Annotated in this window: 18 protein-coding genes; 10 read left to right on the top strand and 8 right to left on the bottom strand. The window is 65.6% G+C overall.

Annotated elements, in window-relative coordinates; genetic code table 11:
* Positions 1-15: 15 nt before the first annotated feature.
* From fmt to def (EEB11_RS04380), 4 genes are read right to left on the bottom strand one after another with little or no spacing between them, the layout of a single operon-like run.
* Entirely contained in the window at positions 16-912 is an 897-nt protein-coding gene (gene fmt, locus EEB11_RS04395) for a methionyl-tRNA formyltransferase (protein ID WP_135429195.1), read from the bottom strand.
* Positions 909-1409 (bottom strand): peptide deformylase, encoded by a 501-nt coding sequence (gene def, locus EEB11_RS04390; RefSeq protein WP_135429194.1) that lies wholly within the window; start codon positions 1407-1409, stop codon positions 909-911. The genes fmt and def (EEB11_RS04390) overlap by 4 nt, the downstream gene beginning before the upstream one ends.
* Positions 1406-1906, bottom strand: a complete 501-nt coding sequence (def, locus tag EEB11_RS04385; protein ID WP_135429193.1) for a peptide deformylase — start codon at positions 1904-1906, stop codon at positions 1406-1408. Before def (EEB11_RS04385) ends, def (EEB11_RS04390) begins: the two co-directional genes overlap by 4 nt.
* 2 nt (positions 1907-1908) lie before the next feature.
* Complete coding sequence (gene def / locus EEB11_RS04380; RefSeq protein ID WP_135429192.1) at positions 1909-2424, bottom strand: peptide deformylase; 516 nt, start codon at positions 2422-2424, stop codon at positions 1909-1911.
* A gap of 175 nt (positions 2425-2599) precedes the next feature.
* Here def (EEB11_RS04380) and EEB11_RS04375 point away from each other — a divergent pair, with 175 nt between their 5' ends.
* Positions 2600-3772: a MalY/PatB family protein gene (locus EEB11_RS04375; RefSeq protein WP_135429191.1), complete on the top strand. Its 1173-nt coding sequence runs from the start codon at positions 2600-2602 to the stop codon at positions 3770-3772.
* Between the two features lie 42 nt (positions 3773-3814).
* Here the strand turns inward: EEB11_RS04375 and EEB11_RS04370 are convergent, their stop codons facing one another.
* The gene (locus EEB11_RS04370; RefSeq protein ID WP_135429190.1) at positions 3815-4165 is read right to left on the bottom strand and encodes a hypothetical protein; all 351 of its coding nucleotides are present in this window, start codon (positions 4163-4165) and stop codon (positions 3815-3817) included.
* Positions 4166-4392: 227 nt separating this feature from the next.
* Here EEB11_RS04370 and cbiB point away from each other — a divergent pair, with 227 nt between their 5' ends.
* A complete protein-coding gene (gene cbiB / locus EEB11_RS04365) occupies positions 4393-5292 on the top strand; it encodes an adenosylcobinamide-phosphate synthase CbiB (RefSeq protein WP_135429189.1) in 900 nt (299 codons plus the stop codon).
* Between the two features lie 10 nt (positions 5293-5302).
* On the top strand, positions 5303-6454 hold the full coding sequence (locus tag EEB11_RS04360; RefSeq protein WP_135429188.1) for a lytic murein transglycosylase: 1152 nt from the start codon (positions 5303-5305) through the stop codon (positions 6452-6454).
* 131 nt (positions 6455-6585) lie between these two features.
* Here the strand turns inward: EEB11_RS04360 and EEB11_RS04355 are convergent, their stop codons facing one another.
* Both EEB11_RS04355 and smc read right to left on the bottom strand, forming a co-directional pair.
* Entirely contained in the window at positions 6586-6936 is a 351-nt protein-coding gene (locus EEB11_RS04355; RefSeq protein ID WP_135429187.1) for a hypothetical protein, read from the bottom strand.
* Positions 6933-10388 (bottom strand): chromosome segregation protein SMC, encoded by a 3456-nt coding sequence (gene smc / locus EEB11_RS04350; RefSeq protein ID WP_135429186.1) that lies wholly within the window; start codon positions 10386-10388, stop codon positions 6933-6935. The genes EEB11_RS04355 and smc overlap by 4 nt, the downstream gene beginning before the upstream one ends.
* A gap of 182 nt (positions 10389-10570) precedes the next feature.
* Here smc and EEB11_RS04345 point away from each other — a divergent pair, with 182 nt between their 5' ends.
* The 4 genes from EEB11_RS04345 to EEB11_RS04330 all read left to right on the top strand — a co-directional run bounded on the left by EEB11_RS04345 (position 10571) and on the right by EEB11_RS04330 (position 12724).
* Positions 10571-11029 carry a GNAT family N-acetyltransferase gene (locus EEB11_RS04345; protein ID WP_135429185.1) on the top strand — a complete coding sequence of 153 codons (459 nt, stop codon included), beginning with the start codon at positions 10571-10573 and terminating at the stop codon, positions 11027-11029.
* An 87-nt stretch (positions 11030-11116) separates the two neighbouring features.
* Positions 11117-11470: a CidA/LrgA family protein gene (locus EEB11_RS04340; RefSeq protein WP_135429184.1), complete on the top strand. Its 354-nt coding sequence runs from the start codon at positions 11117-11119 to the stop codon at positions 11468-11470.
* Positions 11463-12191, top strand: coding sequence for an LrgB family protein (locus tag EEB11_RS04335; protein WP_135429183.1), 729 nt, complete (start codon positions 11463-11465; stop codon positions 12189-12191). The genes EEB11_RS04340 and EEB11_RS04335 overlap by 8 nt, the downstream gene beginning before the upstream one ends.
* Complete coding sequence (locus EEB11_RS04330; RefSeq protein ID WP_135429182.1) at positions 12188-12724, top strand: NADPH-dependent FMN reductase; 537 nt, start codon at positions 12188-12190, stop codon at positions 12722-12724. Before EEB11_RS04335 ends, EEB11_RS04330 begins: the two co-directional genes overlap by 4 nt.
* A gap of 69 nt (positions 12725-12793) precedes the next feature.
* On the opposite strand, the gene EEB11_RS04325 is transcribed toward EEB11_RS04330, so the two are convergent.
* A complete protein-coding gene (locus tag EEB11_RS04325) occupies positions 12794-13834 on the bottom strand; it encodes an NAD(P)/FAD-dependent oxidoreductase (protein ID WP_135429181.1) in 1041 nt (346 codons plus the stop codon).
* A gap of 48 nt (positions 13835-13882) precedes the next feature.
* Between EEB11_RS04325 and mnmC2 the strand changes: the two genes are divergently transcribed.
* Genes mnmC2 through EEB11_RS04310 form a run of 3 tightly spaced genes read left to right on the top strand, consistent with a single transcriptional unit; the run spans position 13883 to position 16298 of the window.
* Positions 13883-14557, top strand: a complete 675-nt coding sequence (gene mnmC2, locus EEB11_RS04320; RefSeq protein ID WP_135429180.1) for a tRNA (5-methylaminomethyl-2-thiouridine)(34)-methyltransferase MnmC2 — start codon at positions 13883-13885, stop codon at positions 14555-14557.
* Positions 14554-15420 carry a DMT family transporter gene (locus tag EEB11_RS04315; RefSeq protein WP_135429179.1) on the top strand — a complete coding sequence of 289 codons (867 nt, stop codon included), beginning with the start codon at positions 14554-14556 and terminating at the stop codon, positions 15418-15420. Before mnmC2 ends, EEB11_RS04315 begins: the two co-directional genes overlap by 4 nt.
* A complete protein-coding gene (locus EEB11_RS04310; protein WP_135429178.1) occupies positions 15417-16298 on the top strand; it encodes a DMT family transporter in 882 nt (293 codons plus the stop codon). The genes EEB11_RS04315 and EEB11_RS04310 overlap by 4 nt, the downstream gene beginning before the upstream one ends.
* Positions 16299-16326: the final 28 nt, after the last annotated feature.

Genomic DNA, 16326 nt, shown 5'->3' with positions numbered 1-16326 from the left:
CCGGCGGCGGAAAGGCTAGTCCAGACGCTCTGGCAGGCGCAGGCCCTTGAGAACTTCGGAGGCGGGCATCGGGCGCTTGCCTTCGCGCTGCGCCTCTGTCACCTCGACCGCGCCGGTGCCGCAGGCGATGGTGAAGCCGTGCAGCACCTGCCCCGGCGCGCCGCTGCCAGCAGCGACGCGGGAGCGCAGAAACTTCACCCGCTCGGCCCCGATTTGCACCCACGCGCCGGGGAAGGGCGACAGGCCGCGGATCTGGCGGTCGACGATCGTAGCAGGTTGGGCGAAGTCGATCCGCGCCTCGGTTTTGTCGATTTTCGCCGCGTAGGTTACGCCTTCAACGGGTTGCGTCTGCGGGATCAGAGCGGGCAACTGGTCCAGCGCCCGCAAGATCAGCGCAGCCCCCATGGCAGACAGCCGGTCGTGAAGGTCGGCGGTGGTTTCCGTCGCATCAATCAGCGTTTCCTGCCGCAGCAACACCGGGCCGGTGTCCAGCCCCGCCTCCATCTGCATGATGCAGATGCCGGTCGTTTCATCCCCGGCCATGATCGCACGGTGGATCGGCGCGGCCCCGCGCCAACGCGGCAGCAGGCTGGCGTGGATGTTCAGACAACCAAGGCGGGGGGCATCCAGCACCGCTTGCGGCAAGATCAGGCCATATGCGACGACGACGGCGATATCGGCCTGCAGCGCAGCAAACTCCGCCTGATCGGCGGGGTCTTTCAGCCGCGCCGGATGGCGGACCGGCAAGCCAAGGGCCAGTGCCTTTTGGTGCACCGGGCTGGGGCGGTCAGCCTTGCCGCGCCCGGCAGGGCGGGGGGGCTGGGTGTAGACGGCGACGATCTCGTGCTGCGCGGCAAGGGCTTCCAGCACCGGGACGGAAAATTCAGGCGTGCCCATGAAGATGATATTCATAGCCGTTTGCGTGCCTTTTCTGCCTTGGCAATCAGCATCTTGCGCTTGAGCGGCGAGAGATGATCGAAATACATCTTGCCCGCCAGATGGTCGACCTGGTGCTGCGCCGAAGTGGCCCAAAGGTTGACGAAATCACGGTCCTCGATCACGCCATCGGCGTTCAGATAGCGCACCGTCACCGCGCGGGGGCGTTTGATGATCGCAGAGACGCCGGGCAGATTGGGACTGGCTTCTTCATGCTCGCGCATTTGCCCACTGGCGTGCAGGATTTCTGGGTTGGCCATGCGGATGGCCTGCCCTCGGGCGTCGGAACAATCGACAACCGCCAGACGCAGCGGCACCCCGATCTGAACGGCGGCGAGGCCATAGCCAGGCATGGCATCCATCACCTGCACCATTTCGTCCCAGATCGCACGGATATCATCGGTGATGCCCGCCACATCGGCGGCGGGGGTGCGCAGCACCGGGTGGGGCCATGGGATACAAGGGCGGGTCATGTGGGGTTTGCGTCCAGATACGCCGCTTCCACTGCCGTACGCAGGTCGGGGGCCAGGCGGTCAAAGGTGACGATGCCGTCAAGGTGGTCATATTCGTGTTGCGCGCAGATCGCGGCAAAACCAGTCAGCACCTCATCCTGCGCCCGGCCATGCTGATCGGTCCAGTTCATGCGAATCTGGGTGGCGCGGGGGATATCGGTGGCGATGCCGGGAATCGACAGGCAACCCTCGGACCCGGTGGCGATATCATCCGAGCGCCACAGGATCTGCGGGTTGATGATGATGCGGGGGGAGGGGGTACCTTCTTTCCACGTCACGTCCATCACAAACAGACGTTTGAGCACACCAACCTGCGGCGCGGCAAGTCCGCGACCGGGAGCAGCATACATGGTGTCAAGCATGTCGATGGCGAGTTGGGTGACATCTTCCTCCCCAACCGGCAGGCATGGGGTGGCAAGGCGCGGATCGGGCCATGTCAGGATGGAAAGAACCGGCATCCTCAACCCTGCCGCGCGCGTTCGCGCTTAAGCTTTTCCATCTTGCGGGTGATCATCTGGCGCTTGAGCGGGCCCAGATAATCAATGAACAGCTTGCCGTTCAGATGGTCGATTTCATGCTGCACACAGGTGGACCACAACCCGGCAAACTGTTCCTCCTGCTCCGACCCGTCCAGCGCCTGCCACGCCACCCGCACCTCGGCCGGGCGACGCACTTCGGCGTATTGGTCAGGGATCGACAGGCAGCCTTCCTCATAGATGGACAGGTCTTCCGACGACCAGACCACGCGCGGGTTGATCAGCGCCATCGGGCGCGGCGGACCGTCCTTGATGCAATCCATCACCAGCACGCGTTGCATCACGCCGATCTGCGGTGCGGCAAGGCCGATGCCGGGAGCGTCATACATCGTCTCGAACATGTCGTCAGCGAGCCTACGCAAATCGCCGTCAAAGACTGCCACTGTCTCACAGGGCTTCTTGAGGCGCGGATCGGGATGGATCAGGATGGGGCGGATCATGGGGATGATTTACGGTGCGGGGTCAGTTCGCGCAAGGGGCAGAGGCCGCAAGGAGAATGGTCCGGCATATGCCGCGTTTGCAGATCAATTCACCGCATGACGGGGTCAGATCGGGATGACTTCCCCGCAAAACGTCTATAACCGGAACGAGCGACCCACAGGAAAAGGCGATTTCATGGATTTCGACGATCAGATCAACCGCTTTGGCACCCATTCGGTAAAATGGGACATGATGGAGCGCCTGTATGGTGTGCCCGCAGACAAGGGGTTGTCGATGTGGGTGGCGGATATGGATTTCCGCCCGCCGGCTTGTGTGCAGGCTGCGGTCGAAAAAATGGCCGCGCATGGGGTGTACGGCTATTACGGCGATGATGCCGGCTACCGCGAGGCGATCCGCTGGTGGATGCAGACCCGCCACGGCTGGGCGCTGGACCCCGACCATATCTTCACCACACATGGGTTGGTCAATGCGACCGGGCTGGTGGTTGACGCCTTTACGCAGCCCGGTGACAGTGTGGTGCTGATGACCCCGGTGTATCACGCTTTTGCCCGCACCATAAAAGCGGCGGACCGTGTAGTGGTGGAATGCACATTGGCGCTGGTGGCCGGGCGCTATGAGATGGATTTCGCCGCATGGGACGCGCAGATGACCGGGGGCGAGCGGATGCTGATCCTGTGTTCACCACACAATCCCGGTGGGCGGGTCTGGACGGCGGATGAATTGCGCGGCGTGGCGGACTTCTGCAAACGGCATGATCTGATCCTGATCTCGGATGAGATACACCATGATCTGGTGATGCCGGGTCACAAGCATCATGCGATGCCGCTGGTCGCCCCCGATTGCGCCGACCGGCTGGTGATGCTGACGGCCTCGACCAAGACCTTCAACATCGCGGGCGCGCACATCGGCAATGTCATCATAGCCGATCCTGCCCTGCGGGCGAAGTTTGCGGCGCGGATCATGGCTTTGGGGATTTCGCCCAATTCCTTTGGCATGCACATGGCCGAAGCCGCCTATTCACCCGAGGGGGCGGTCTGGGTCGATGCGCTGGTGGCTTATCTGGATGGCAACCGGCGGCTGTTCGACGAAGGCGTGAATGCCATTCCCGGCCTGCAGTCGATGCCGCTGGAGGCGACCTATCTGTCTTGGGTGGACTTCACCGGCACAGGGATGGCCCCCGCCGAGTTCAAGGCGCGGGTGGAAAAGGCGGCGCAGATCTGCGCCAACCATGGCGAAACCTTTGGCGCCGGCGGCGAAAGCTATCTGCGGTTCAACATCGCCACCCCGCGCGCGCGGGTGGAAGAGGCAGTCGCACGGTTGCAGTCGGCATTTGGCGATTTGCAGTAACGCACAAGAGGCCGGGGCCATCGGCCCCTGCCCCGCCATCGGTCAGGCGCGCGGCAGATAGGCCACGGGCGCGTTTTCATCGCGCCAGAAATCCAGTGGGGCCTTGTCCTGTACGGCGGTGGAGCGTTTGAATTCGCAGACCAGATCGCCGTTTTCCAGACTGGAAGCGACAATCAGGCATTGAAAGATGTGGTTGGACCCGTCGTACAGATCGACCAGCCCGCGCAGATGTGGCGCAAGGTCGCCATCGAGCACAAATCCATCGTGCCAGAAGCGCAGCACCGGGAACACCGCTTCGCCCACCTGAACCCGCAGACGGGATTTGCGCTTTGCCTCGCGCTTGCGGGCGGCATCCAGCCCGTCACGAATGTCTTGCGGCAGAAATTCCAGCACAGCTTCCCCCCCCCTTAAACCAACTCTTAACAGTCTGCGCCATCATTGGTTAAAATCAAGTCAATCGGGTGACAGTGGACCAAGAGGCCTGAAATCGAACTGAAGAACCGGCATTTCGGAGCGGATTGAAACAACGCCCAGGCCTGCAACCCCTGTTATCGCGCGAATCGGCGGTGTAATCCGTGCCAATGTCCGGGACTCCCCCGGCAAAAGGGGGATATGCCGCAATGATCCTGTTCTTTGCCATGTTGCTGGATGCCGCCTTTGGCGAGCCACGCGCGATCTGGGACCGGGTTCCGCATCCTGCGGTGCTGATGGGCCGGGTGGTCGGCGTTCTGGACCAGCGGCTGAATGCGGGTGCGCGGCGCCGTGCAAAGGGGGTGGCGGCGCTGGTGATGATGGTGCTGGGGGCCTATGCGCTGGGGCATCTGATCGCGCTGGTGCCGGATTTCGGGGTGTTGGAAGGGATCGCGGCGGCAATCCTGCTGGCACAGAAATCGCTGGTCGATCATGTGCGCGCCGTGGCCAATGGCTTGCGCCAGTCGCTGCCTGCAGGGCGGCGGGCGGTGGCAATGATCGTCGGGCGCGATACAGCGGCGCTGGAAGAACCGGGCGTCGCGCGGGCTGCGATTGAAAGCGCGGCGGAAAACCTGTCGGACGGGGTGATCGCGCCCGCGTTCTGGTTTCTGGTGGGAGGCTTGCCGTTGATGCTGGTCTACAAGATCACCAACACGGCGGATAGCATGATCGGCCATCGCACTGAACGGCATGAAGAGTTCGGCTGGGCCTCGGCCCGGTTTGACGATCTTTTGAACTTGATCCCGGCACGGTTGACGGCGGTGCTGATCGGGGTGTCGCACGGGCGGCTGGCGGCGCGACCTGTCTTGCGCGACGCGCCCTTGCACCGCAGCCCGAATGCGGGCTGGCCCGAGGCGGCGATGGCCGTGGTGCTGAATGTCGCGCTGTCGGGACCGCGCGCCTATCACGGGGTGATGTCGGACTTTCCCTGGGTCTGGCCCGAGGGGCGGCGCGATGCGGGGCCGGGCGATATCGACGCGGCCTGTCGGGCGCTGTGGCGGGCCTGGGGGCTGATGCTGTTGCTTGTCGCTTGCGTGGCGCTGATCTAGGGTTTGCGCCATGCGTATTGCCCTTGCCCTGCTGCTGATGAGCAGCCCCGCCATCGCCGCACCCTGTGGAGGGGCGCTGTCCGATTTCACCGCCGCGATGACCGCCGAAGCGGTGGCAGCTGGCCTGCCGGAAGACGCGGCCCGCAGCTATCTGTCAGGGGCGCGCATTGATGAGGGCGTGTTGCGGGCCGACCGGTCGCAGGGCGTGTTCCGGATGAATTTCACCGATTTTTCCCGGCGGCTGATCTCTGCCGCGCGGCGGGAACGGGGGCGCGCACTTGCGGCAGAGCATGCGGCGATCTTTGACCGGGCAGAGGCGGAATACGGGGTGCCGCGCGGCATCTTGCTGGCGTTCTGGGCATTCGAGACCGATTACGGCGCGGTGCAGGGTGATTTCAACACCCGTGATGCGCTGGTGACACTGAGCCATGATTGCCGCCGGCCAGAGCTGTTTCAGCCGCAGATCCTCGCGGCGATTGCCCTGCATGCCAAGGGTGACCTTTCGACCGATACCACCGGGGCCTGGGCGGGCGAGATCGGCATGGTGCAGATGCTGCCCGCCGATATTCTGGCGCGCGGGGTAGATGGCGATGGCGACGGGCATGTGACCTTGAAGACATCGGTATCCGATGCGCTGCTGTCGGGCGCGCGGTTGCTGCAGCACCATGGCTGGCGGGCGGGCCAGCCTTGGCTGGCCGAGGTTGCGGTGCCGGGCCAGATGGACTGGGCGCTGTCGGGGCTGGGGGTGCAACTGCCGGTGGCCGAGTGGCAGGCGATGGGGGTTGCGGGGCGTGAGACGCTTCCAGATGGGGTGGGGTCGCTGATCCTGCCGCAGGGACGACTTGGCCCGGCCTTTCTGGCCTATCCGAATTTTCACACGCTGTTCGACTGGAATCAGAGCTTTACCTATGTGCTTACCGGGGCCTATTTCGCCACACGGCTGGAAGGCGCGCCGGTCTATGCTGCGGGCAACCCCGAGCCGGGTCTGGACGAGAGCCAGATGATGCGGCTGCAGGAAAAGCTGGCCGCGCTGGGGCATGACGTAGGCCGCATCGACGGCATTCTGGGGTCAGGCACCCGTGCAGCGGTGCAGAAGGAACAGGCGCGGCTGGGGATGCCCGCCGATGCCTGGCCAACGCAGGCGCTGCTGGACGCGCTGTGACCTGACGGAGCGGCTGCGCCGCACGCGTGTGTCTCGGCAAAGGCAAAGGGCCTTTGCCTCGGGCTTGGAGTGCAATCCCCGGCTCGCGAACGCCCCCAGAGTACTGAATTCGCAAGTACAGGGCTTTGCGGTCAGTAGCCTTCGCCCGGTTGGCGTTGGGCGCGGCGCCAGCGAACCATCTGTGCGATCGCTTCCTCGGCCAAGGCGGCCCAGAGGGAGAGCCTTTGCGGGTCATCCGACGAGACCAGCATCGACAGCCGGGTTTCACCGCTGCGGATGTCCATCGGGGCATCGGGGTGGGTGGCGTTCCACTGCGCGCGTTGCGCGTCAGAGGCACGGACCGGCCAGTGCAGGGCAAGGCACCACTGATCGCCCTCTGGCGTGGCGGTGAAGTCGACCGAACTGGCCCAAAGGCGGGCGTGCAACACATCGCCTTCAACCTCGACGGCCAGAAAGCCTGCGGTCCGTAGCGCAGTGATCATGCAACCAGTGCCTCGGCCTTCTTGAGGTCAACACTGACCAACTGGCTGACGCCCTGTTCGGCCATGGTGACACCGAACAGCCGGTCCATCCGCGCCATGGTGACAGCGTGGTGGGTGATGATCAGGAAGCGGGTTTCGGTCCGGCGGGCCATCTCGTCTAAAAGGTCGCAGAAGCGGGTGACATTCGCGTCATCCAGCGGCGCGTCCACCTCATCGAGCACGCAGATCGGGGCGGGGTTGGCGAGGAAGACGCCGAAGATCAGCGCGAGTGCGGTCAGGGTCTGTTCGCCCCCGGACAGCAGCGACAGGGTGGCGAGTTTCTTGCCGGGTGGCTGGCACATGATTTCAAGGCCAGCCTCCAGCGGGTCATCGGATTCGACCAGAACCAGCCGCGCCTCGCCGCCGCCGAACAGGTGGGTGAACAGCGTGGCGAAGTTCTGATTGACCTGTTCAAAGGCTGTCAGCAGACGCTCGCGGCCTTCGCGGTTCAGGCCCGAGATGCCTGCGCGCAACTTCTTGATCGCCTCTTCCAGGTCGGTCTTTTCCTTCAGCAGCGTGGCGTGTTCGCCTGCCACTGCGGCCATATCCTCTTCCGCGCGCAGGTTCACCGCACCAAGCGCTTCGCGCTGACGTTTCAGGCGCTGCACCTCGACATCGAGGGTTTCGGCGTCTGGCATCTTGTCAGGATCGACCTTGAGCGAGGCGAGCAGCTCTACCGGGGTACAGTCGGCGTCTTCAGCGATGCGCTCGGCGGCATAGGCGACGGTTTCGCGGGCGGCGTCATTGCGGGCCTCGGCCCGGGCGCGGGCCTCACGCGCCTCGCCATTGAGGCGGTCGGCGTCGCGCTCGGCCAGTTGCGCTTCACGCAAAGCGGTTTCGGCCTCGGTCAGGGCGTCGGCGGCTTTGCGGCGACGGGACTCGGCAGTGTCGATGGCGTCGGACAGTTCCTCGCGTTTGGCCGCGAGTTCTTCGGGGGCGGCGCTGGCCTCTGCCAACTCTTCCTCCGCTTCCGCCCGGCGACCGGCTAGTTCGGCGCTGCGCTTTTCCGCCGTCTCCAGCCGGTGTCGCCAGCCGGACATTTCCTTGGTCGCCTCTTGCCGGCGGCGTACGCGCGCCTCGCCTTCGCGGCGCAACTCGTCATGGGCAGAGCGACGGGTGAGCATGGCCAGACGGGCGGCCTCGACCGCGACCTTGGCGGCCTCCACCCGGTCACGAGCGGCGTCAAGGTCGGGCAGGTCGGTGGCGTTCGCCTCGGCCTCGCGCAGGCGGGTGCGGGCGGCCATCGCCTCATCTTCATAACGGGCGACAGCGAGGCGGGCAGAGTCCAGTTTACCACCCGCGATGGAGGCTTCGGCCTCGGCCCGACTGGCGGCGCGGTTGGCTTCGGTCACGCGGGCATCTGCGGCGCGGCGGGCGTCGCGGGCCATCTGGTCGGCGCGGGCCAGATCGGCAAGGCGGGTCTGCAACGCCTCATGCGCGCGCTTTGCGCCTTCGGCACGGGCAGAGACCTGCTCCAGATCCAGTTTCAGCTGCACAAGGCGGTTGAGTTGTTGCAGACGGGCAGCAGCGGCGGAGGGGGCATCTTCGGCGGCGGCACGGAAGCCATCCCAGCGCCAAAGGTCGCCTTCAAGGCTGACAAGGCGTTGCCCGGGTTGCAGGTTGGGTTGCAGGGTGGCCCCGTTCGCACGTTCCACAAGGCCAATCTGCGACAGCCTGCGGTCGAGCACGTCTGGCGCCCCGACATGGCTGGCAAGGGGCTGCGCGCCCATGGGCAAGGGCGCGGTATCATCATAGCCGGGCAGCACGGCCCAGCCCGACCGGGCATCGGCGGCAACTTCGGGCGCGCGCAGATCATCCGACAGGGCGGCCCCGAGCGCCTTTTCATAACCCGGCTCCACCGAAAGCCGGTCTAACAACTGGTGACCTGCCTGCGATTCGCGGTCCACCAGACGCGCCAGAGCCGCGACTTCGGCACGCAGGGCATTGGCCTCGCCTTCCGCCTCGCCACGGGCGGCGCGGGCTTCGGCCTCGCGGCCCTGTGCTTCGGCGCGGGCGGATTCAGCCAGTTCAAGCGCCTCTTCGGCGGCTTCGGCCAGGGCGGCGGCGTCTTCCTGCCCTTCGGTGGCACCGGCATAGGCCTCGGTCGCGGCCTCCAGCGCTTCGGCGGCAGCGTCAACCATGTCCCGCGCGCGGGCGGCTTCGGCCTCGGCCCGGCCCACTGTGGCGCGGGTGTCCGACAGCAGGCGCTGCACCGACTGGTGGCGGGCGGCGAGGCGGGCGGAATCCTCGGTGGCCTGTGACAGCAGGGTTTCACGGTCGGACAGGATAGCCCCCGCGTCGCGCGCGGTGTCCGCCGCCTCGGCCAGCCGGTTGTCGTGGCCGTCATGCGCGCGCAGAAGCTGCTCCACCTCCCAGTCAAGCCGACTGATCGTCTCGCCCGCGTCCCGGTTCAGCCCGGCCTCACGCTCCATATCCCGGTCAAGCTGGGTGATGCGGCCGCGCAGGGTGTCGATCAACTGCATTGCCCGGGCTTCCTGATCGCCCAAAGCGTCGCGTTGCAGGACAAGGCGCTGCAGGATTGCCGCCGCCACCGCCTCTTCCTCTCGCTTCGGTGGCAGGGCGTCTTCGCGGGCCTCGCGCGCCTTGCTGGCGGCGCGGGTGACAGCATCGGCCTTGCCTGCGGCCACCAGACGGTCACGCAACTGCGCCTCGGCCTCGGCCCGGGCCAGATCGGCCTCGCGCCAGCGGCGGAACAAAAGCATGCCTTCGGACCGGCGCAGGTCTTCGCCGATTTCGCGGTAACGGGCGGCTTGCCGGGCCTGACGGGTCAGGGTGGCAACCTGTTGGGCCAGTCCTTCGAGCACGTCATCGACGCGCAAAAGGTTCTGCTCGGCGCCGGACAGTTTCAATTCAGCTTCGTGCCGCCGGGCATAAAGACCCGAGATGCCGGCGGCCTCTTCCAGAATGCGGCGGCGCGATTTGGGCTTGGCGTTGATCAGCTCCGATATCTGCCCTTGCCGCACCAGCGCCGGGGAATGTGATCCGGTAGAGGCATCGGCGAACAGCATCTGCACATCGCGGGCGCGCACATCCTTGGCATTAGCCTTGTAGGCGGAGCCCGCATCGCGGGTGATCCGGCGCACGATCTCGATCGTGTCGGCGTCGTTGAACCCCGAAGGGGCCAGCCGGTCCTGATTGTCGATCACGATCGACACTTCGGCAAAATGCCGTGCGCCACGGGTGGCAGCCCCGGCAAAGATCACATCCTCCATCCCGCCGCCGCGCATCGCGGTGGGGCGGTTTTCGCCCATGACCCAACGCAGCGCCTCCAGCAGGTTCGACTTGCCGCAGCCGTTTGGCCCGACCACGCCGGTCAGCCCCTCATGGATCACCAGATCCGTGGGGTCGACAAAGCTTTTGAAGCCGTTGAGCCGGAGCCGGGAAAAACGCACCTGTGCCTCGTTGAGTCGCAAGATGGCAATGGTTGGGTATCCATGGGGGCAGAGTCAACAGGGCTGCCCCCGCATCTGGCGGTCAGAAGCTGGTTATCCCCAAGATGTTGGCCCCTTGCAGGGCGGGTCGGTTTGTCGTTCTGTGGTCTGGCAGTTGAAGCGCAAGGCAGATGCCCGTCCAGATGACCCCCACCCGAGCGATTGATCCGTATGACTGGACCGGCATTCTTCACCTGATCCGGCAGGAATTCGCCGCGATGGAGGGGCGGATTGATCCGCCCTCGTCCATGCTGACGCTGACCGCCGAGGTGATTGCCGCGCAGGCCCGAACGGGCGAGGTCTGGGTGATCGGCGCGCCGCCGGTGGCCTGCATGGTCCTTACGATAAGGCCGCAGGCGCTGTATCTGGGCAAGCTGGCGGTGGCGGGCACGCATCGGAGAAAGGGTCTGGCGCGCGTATTGATGGAGACGGCGGCGGCACGGGCACGCGCGTTGGGTCTGCCGGTGCTGGAACTGCAAACACGGGTAGAACTGGTCGAGAACCATGCCGCCTTTCGTGCCATGGGATTTGCCGAGGTCGGACGCAGCAGCCATCCCGGACATGACCGGGTGACCACGCTGACCTTCCAGCGCGCAGTCTGATCCGAGGGGGACGGCCAAGGCCAAAGCCGCCCTTTCCTTTTGCGCCAAAGGTCTTACGCTCGACCAAAACAGACAAAGGCCGCGCCGATGCTTCACGCCCTGATCGCAATCCTGACCTTTCAGCTTGTCGGCGAAACACTCGCCCGCGCCTTGCCTATGCCGCTGCCCGGCCCGGTGCTTGGCATGGTGCTGATGCTGGCGGCGCTGGTGGTGTCGCCCCGCTTTGCCGCGCTCGTGCGCCCCACGGCGCAGGGCATCCTGTCACATCTGTCACTGCTGTTCGTGCCCGCCGGTGTCGGAGTGGTCGGCCATTTTGCCACTTTGGGCGGCCAGACGGCTGCCATCGGGCTGGCGGTGGTGGTGTCCACCATTCTTGCCATTGCCGTGGCTGCGCTGACATTTGCAGGCGTTGCCCGCCTGACCGGATCGCACGATGACTGATTTCGCCGATATCTGGAGCTATCTGTCACAAGGCCCGCTGTTGTGGCTGACCGCGACACTGGCGGCTTACACACTGGGGGATGCCTGTTTCCGGCTGGCGGGGCGCACGCCGCTGGTCAACCCGGTGCTGATCGCGGTGGCGGTATTGGCGCTTGTGCTGCATCTGACCGCCACGCCCTATGCGACTTATTTTGAGGGCGCGCAGTTTGTCCACTTCCTGCTGGGTCCGGCGACCGTGGCGCTTGCCCTACCGCTTTATGACAGCCTGCCCCGGCTGCGACGCGCGCTGTGGCCGGTGCTGGCGGCGCTGGTCGCAGGCTCGCTGACCGCGGCGCTGTCGGCACTGGCCATCGGGGCGGCGCTGGGGGTGGACGCGACGGTGCTGGCGTCGCTTGCGCCAAAATCCGCGACCGCACCGGTGGCCATCGGCATCGCCGAGCGGATCGGCGGGTCGCCGACGCTGACGGCCGTTCTGGTGATCCTGACCGGCATCACCGGCGCGGTGGTGGCCACGCCACTTCTGAACCTGCTGCGGTTGCGCGACTGGAGGGCGCGCGGCTTTGCCGTGGGGCTGACCAGCCATGGCATCGGCACCGCCCGCGCCTTGCAGGTGCATCCCACCGCCGGGGCCTTTGCGGCGCTTGGCATGGCGCTAAATGCCATCGCGACGGCGCTCGTCGCGCCTCTTGCCCTATCCGTCTTTTCTCAAGGATTGCCATGACCCCGACCCTTCTGGGCCTCTGCGGCTCACTTCGCGCCGCCTCCACCAACCGCCTATTGATGCTTGAGGCCGTGCGCGCCTTTGGCGAGTGCAGCTTTACCGAAGGTATCCTGCGCCTGCCGCTCTACGACGGCGATCTGGAGGCTGCGGGCATGCCGCCCGAGGTGCTGACCCTCGCCGATCAGATCGCCAGCGCCGATGCGGTCATCATCGCCACGCCGGAATACAACAAGAACCTGTCCGGCGTGCTGAAAAACGCGCTCGACTGGGTCAGCCGCACCAAAGGTGCACCGTGGCGCGACAAGCCAGTGGCCATCCTCTCGGCCGCTGCAGGCCGCGCAGGGGGCGAGCGGTCGCAATTTTCCCTGCGCCATTGTCTTGTACCGTTTCGCCCGCGCTTGCTGCCGGGGCCCGAGGTGTTCATCGCTAACTCGGGCGAGGCCTTTGATGAGAAAGGCCATCTCAAGGACGAACGTGCCCGGAAAGGGTTGACCGAACTGATGCAGCTTCTGCGCAACGAGATGGCCCGCTGATATTTTCAGTCTTTAATTATCCCGGGGGTCCAGGGGCAGAGCCCCCGGCGCTTTCCGCAAGACCAACGCCTACAGCGAAGCCTCCACCCGAAATCCCTCCGGCACCCTGTCCACCCCGTCCAGCACCAGATCTACCATCACCTGCGCGACCTTGGGGGCCATGCCAAAGCCGATCTTGAAGCCACCGTTGGCCACATACTCCCCCACCCGTCCCGGCCATGCGCCCAGCATGGGCGCGCGGCTGCGGGCGCGGGGGCGGATACCGGCCCAGCGTTCCAACACCGGCGCGCCGCGCAAGGCGGGCACAGCGGCAATCGCGCGGGCCAGCAGCGTATCGCAGTGCGCGTCGACCGACACCGGATCGTCCCACTGGTTTTCGGACGTAGAGCCGATGGCCACCGTGCCATCCGCATGCGGCACGATGTGCAGCCCGTCGACCTGCATCTGCGGCAGATCGCTTGCAGCATGGGCCAGCAGCAGCGCCTGCCCCTTGACCCCCGCCCCGACCTTGCGCCCCAGATCCTCGTTCAGCGCCAGCAGACCCGCATGGCCGGTGGCCCAGATCACCGGGCCAGATGTCTCGGCGTCGCCAATCATGACTTCTCCTCCCTTGGCGCGGATCGCGGCAACCAATGCAGTGCTGGCCATGCGCGGGTGCAGGCGGGCGGACAGGGTATCGTGGATCAGCATGCCTGTCGGGCTGTGTGGTTCCCATTCCGCCCCCGTCGCGGGCACCACCTGCCACTGCGCCCGGCCCTGCCACAGGGCCTGCGCCTCGGCCCCCCGCTCGGTCGCGCGGTCCAAGGCCTCGGCACTGTCCAACGGTTGCAACCGGCCCAGCCGGGCATAGCCGGCGGGCAGGCCGGAAGCTGCGGTCACGCCGGACCAGAAGTCTTCAGCCATCAGCAGGCTGTCCAGTTGGAACGCTTTCTTTTCATTCCAGTTTTCCGGCACGTGCGGGGCCAGTGCGCCGACCACGCCACCCGATGACCCGGCGCCAACGCGCGTCACCTCTATCAGCCGCACCCGTGCGCCGCGTCGTGCCGCCTCCCACGCGATGGACAGGCCAAAGATGCCGCCACCCATAACCATCAGATCGGGTCTTGTCATTTGCTGCGCCTTCTGACCATGGATCGCCCAAGCTGAGGCATAGGGCAAATGTCGGAACTCGAACAGGGTGCAGGTCTGGACTGGCGCGACGGGGTGATTCCGGTGTCGCGCCGCTTTGATGACCCGTATTTTTCGCTGCATGACGGGCTGGCCGAAACCCGGCATGTGTTTCTGGCGGGCAATGGCCTGGCAGACCGGCTGTGCGACGGGTTCCGCATTGCCGAACTAGGCTTTGGAACCGGGCTGAACCTGTTGGCGGTGCTGATCGCCTGGGCAGGCACCGGGCGGGCGGGTACGTTGCGCTTTACCAGTTTCGAGGCCTATCCGATGTTCACCGATGACGTCGCCCGCGCTCTGGCGCATTTCCCGGAAGCACAGGCGGTGGCGGCACCGTTTCTGGCACATTGGGCCAGTGGGGCGCGGCGGTTTTCCCTGCCGGGGGTGGAGGTTGAGGTGATCATCGGCGATGCCCGTGCCACCCTGCCCGCGTGGCAGGGCTGCGCGGATGCATGGTTTCTCGATGGGTTTTCGCCGGCAAAAAACCCCGAACTGTGGTCATCCGAGATCATGGCAGAGGTCGGGCGGCATACTGCGACGAGTGGCACCTTTGCCACCTATACCGCTGCGGGCCATGTGCGCCGCAGCCTGACCGACGCCGGGTTCACCGTAACGCGCCAAGCCGGACACGGGCGCAAGCGGCACATGACTACCGGTGTGCGATGAGCCGCAACCCCCGCCTGGGCATCTGGCTGATGATTGCCGCTGTAGCCACCTTTGCCGCGCAGGACGGATTCTCACGCTATCTGGCCACCGAATATAACACGCTGATGGTGGTGATGGTCCGCTACTGGGTGTTCGCGGGCTTTGTCCTGCTGCTGGCGCTGCGTCGGCCGGAAGGGATGCGCACCGCTGTCGCCTCACGCCACATGACAGCGCATGTGGCGCGCGCGCTGCTGCTGGTGGGCGAGATCTGTGTGATCGTCTGGGGCTATACCCTGATCGGGCTGATCGAAAGCCATGCGGTATTCGCGATCTGCCCACTGCTGATCGCCGCGTTTTCCGGCCTGATTTTGGGCGAGCGGATTATCTGGCAACGCTGGCTGGCGATTGGTGCAGGCATGGTGGGGGTGATCGTGATCCTGCGACCCGGCTTGGGTGTATTCACTCCGGCGGCCCTGCTGCCGCTGGCCTCGGCGGTGATGTTCGCGCTCTATTCGATCCTGACCCGGCTGACGACACGGGACGAGCCGACATTCGCGTCGTTCTTCTGGCCCGGTGTGATCGGGGCCGGGGTGATGACCGTGGCGGGCCTGCCGAACTGGCAGCCGGTGTCCCCTGCCGATATGCCGCTTCTGGCGATCTACACCGCGCTGTCGATCTTGTCGCATTGGCTGCTGCTGAAATGCTATGAGCAGATCGAGGCCGCGCGGGTGCAGCCCTATGCCTATCTGCAGATCGTCTTTGTCACCCTGATCGGGCTGACGGTTTACGCCGAAACCCTCAGCCCTCTGGTGGCGTTGGGGGCGGGCATCATCATTGCGGCGGGGATTTATGCCCTGTCGCTGGAACGGGTGGCGAAGACATGAGCGTGGCACAGAACACCAGGCTGGGCATCTGGTTGATGATCGTGACCACGATAATCTTTGCGGTGCAGGACGGGCTGTCGCGCCATCTGGGCGGGACATACAACGTCTGGATGGTGGTGATGCTGCGCTACTGGTTCTTTGCGGCCTTTGTCATAGCCTTGGTCTCGCGCGCGCCGGGGGGCATAAGGGCCGCGGTGCGGTCGCGGATGCCAAAGGTGCAGATGCTGCGCGGTGTGCTGCTGGCGCTGGAGATTTGCGTCATGGTGCTGGGGTTTGTCGCGCTGGGGCTGGTGGAAAGCCATGCGGTGTTTGCGACCTACCCGCTGCTGATCGCCGCATTGTCCGGCCCCATTCTGGGCGAGACGGTGGGCTGGCGCCGCTGGCTGGCCATCGGCGTCGGCTTTGTCGGCGTGGTCGTGATCCTGCAGCCGGGGTTCGGTGTGTTCCGGGTTGAGGCGCTGATCCCGCTGGCGGCCGCCACAATGTTTGCGCTGTACGGTCTGCTGACCCGCTATGTTGCGCGGACAGATGCGGCGCTTGTCTCGTTTTTCTGGACCGGGACGACAGGCGCGGTTGTTATGACCGCCATCGGCATCTGGCACTGGGAACCGATGACCGGCGCGGACATGGGCTGGATGGCGCTGCTGTGCCTGAGCGCGGCCTCATCCCACTGGTGCCTGATCAAGGCCTATGAGGTGGCCGAAGCCTCGGCCATCCAGCCGCTGGCCTATCTGCAACTGCCGTTTGCCTCGCTGATCGGGCTGTTCGTGTTTGGCGAGGACCTGCGCAGCAATGTGGTGGCCGGGGCCAGCATCGTGGTGGCGGCGGGGCTGTTCACCCTGTGGCGGCAGTATGTGAAGTCGCGGCAGCGGGCCTGACGTGTGGGACTTGCAGAAGGCGCCTCCG

The sequence above is a fragment of the Pseudotabrizicola sediminis genome (genome assembly GCF_004745575.1).
Taxonomy (GTDB): Bacteria; Pseudomonadota; Alphaproteobacteria; order Rhodobacterales; family Rhodobacteraceae; genus Pseudotabrizicola; species Pseudotabrizicola sediminis.
This window is presented reverse-complemented; position numbering and strand designations above follow the sequence as displayed.

What these genes read in the sequence shown, in the direction of transcription:
- def (WP_135429194.1), bottom strand. Translation starts at nt 1,409, where the DNA reads ATGACCCGCCCTTGTATCCCATGGCCCCACCCGGTGCTGCGCACCCCC.
- EEB11_RS04335 (WP_135429183.1), top strand. Translation starts at nt 11,463, where the DNA reads ATGACTGATTTCGCCGATATCTGGAGCTATCTGTCACAAGGCCCGCTG.
- EEB11_RS04330 (WP_135429182.1), top strand. Translation starts at nt 12,188, where the DNA reads ATGACCCCGACCCTTCTGGGCCTCTGCGGCTCACTTCGCGCCGCCTCC.
- cbiB (WP_135429189.1), top strand. Translation starts at nt 4,393, where the DNA reads ATGATCCTGTTCTTTGCCATGTTGCTGGATGCCGCCTTTGGCGAGCCA.
- EEB11_RS04375 (WP_135429191.1), top strand. Translation starts at nt 2,600, where the DNA reads ATGGATTTCGACGATCAGATCAACCGCTTTGGCACCCATTCGGTAAAA.
- EEB11_RS04340 (WP_135429184.1), top strand. Translation starts at nt 11,117, where the DNA reads ATGCTTCACGCCCTGATCGCAATCCTGACCTTTCAGCTTGTCGGCGAA.
- def (WP_135429192.1), bottom strand. Translation starts at nt 2,424, where the DNA reads ATGATCCGCCCCATCCTGATCCATCCCGATCCGCGCCTCAAGAAGCCC.
- EEB11_RS04315 (WP_135429179.1), top strand. Translation starts at nt 14,554, where the DNA reads ATGAGCCGCAACCCCCGCCTGGGCATCTGGCTGATGATTGCCGCTGTA.
- mnmC2 (WP_135429180.1), top strand. Translation starts at nt 13,883, where the DNA reads ATGTCGGAACTCGAACAGGGTGCAGGTCTGGACTGGCGCGACGGGGTG.
- fmt (WP_135429195.1), bottom strand. Translation starts at nt 912, where the DNA reads ATGAATATCATCTTCATGGGCACGCCTGAATTTTCCGTCCCGGTGCTG.
- def (WP_135429193.1), bottom strand. Translation starts at nt 1,906, where the DNA reads ATGCCGGTTCTTTCCATCCTGACATGGCCCGATCCGCGCCTTGCCACC.
- EEB11_RS04355 (WP_135429187.1), bottom strand. Translation starts at nt 6,936, where the DNA reads ATGATCACTGCGCTACGGACCGCAGGCTTTCTGGCCGTCGAGGTTGAA.
- EEB11_RS04310 (WP_135429178.1), top strand. Translation starts at nt 15,417, where the DNA reads ATGAGCGTGGCACAGAACACCAGGCTGGGCATCTGGTTGATGATCGTG.
- EEB11_RS04360 (WP_135429188.1), top strand. Translation starts at nt 5,303, where the DNA reads ATGCGTATTGCCCTTGCCCTGCTGCTGATGAGCAGCCCCGCCATCGCC.
- EEB11_RS04345 (WP_135429185.1), top strand. Translation starts at nt 10,571, where the DNA reads ATGACCCCCACCCGAGCGATTGATCCGTATGACTGGACCGGCATTCTT.
- EEB11_RS04325 (WP_135429181.1), bottom strand. Translation starts at nt 13,834, where the DNA reads ATGACAAGACCCGATCTGATGGTTATGGGTGGCGGCATCTTTGGCCTG.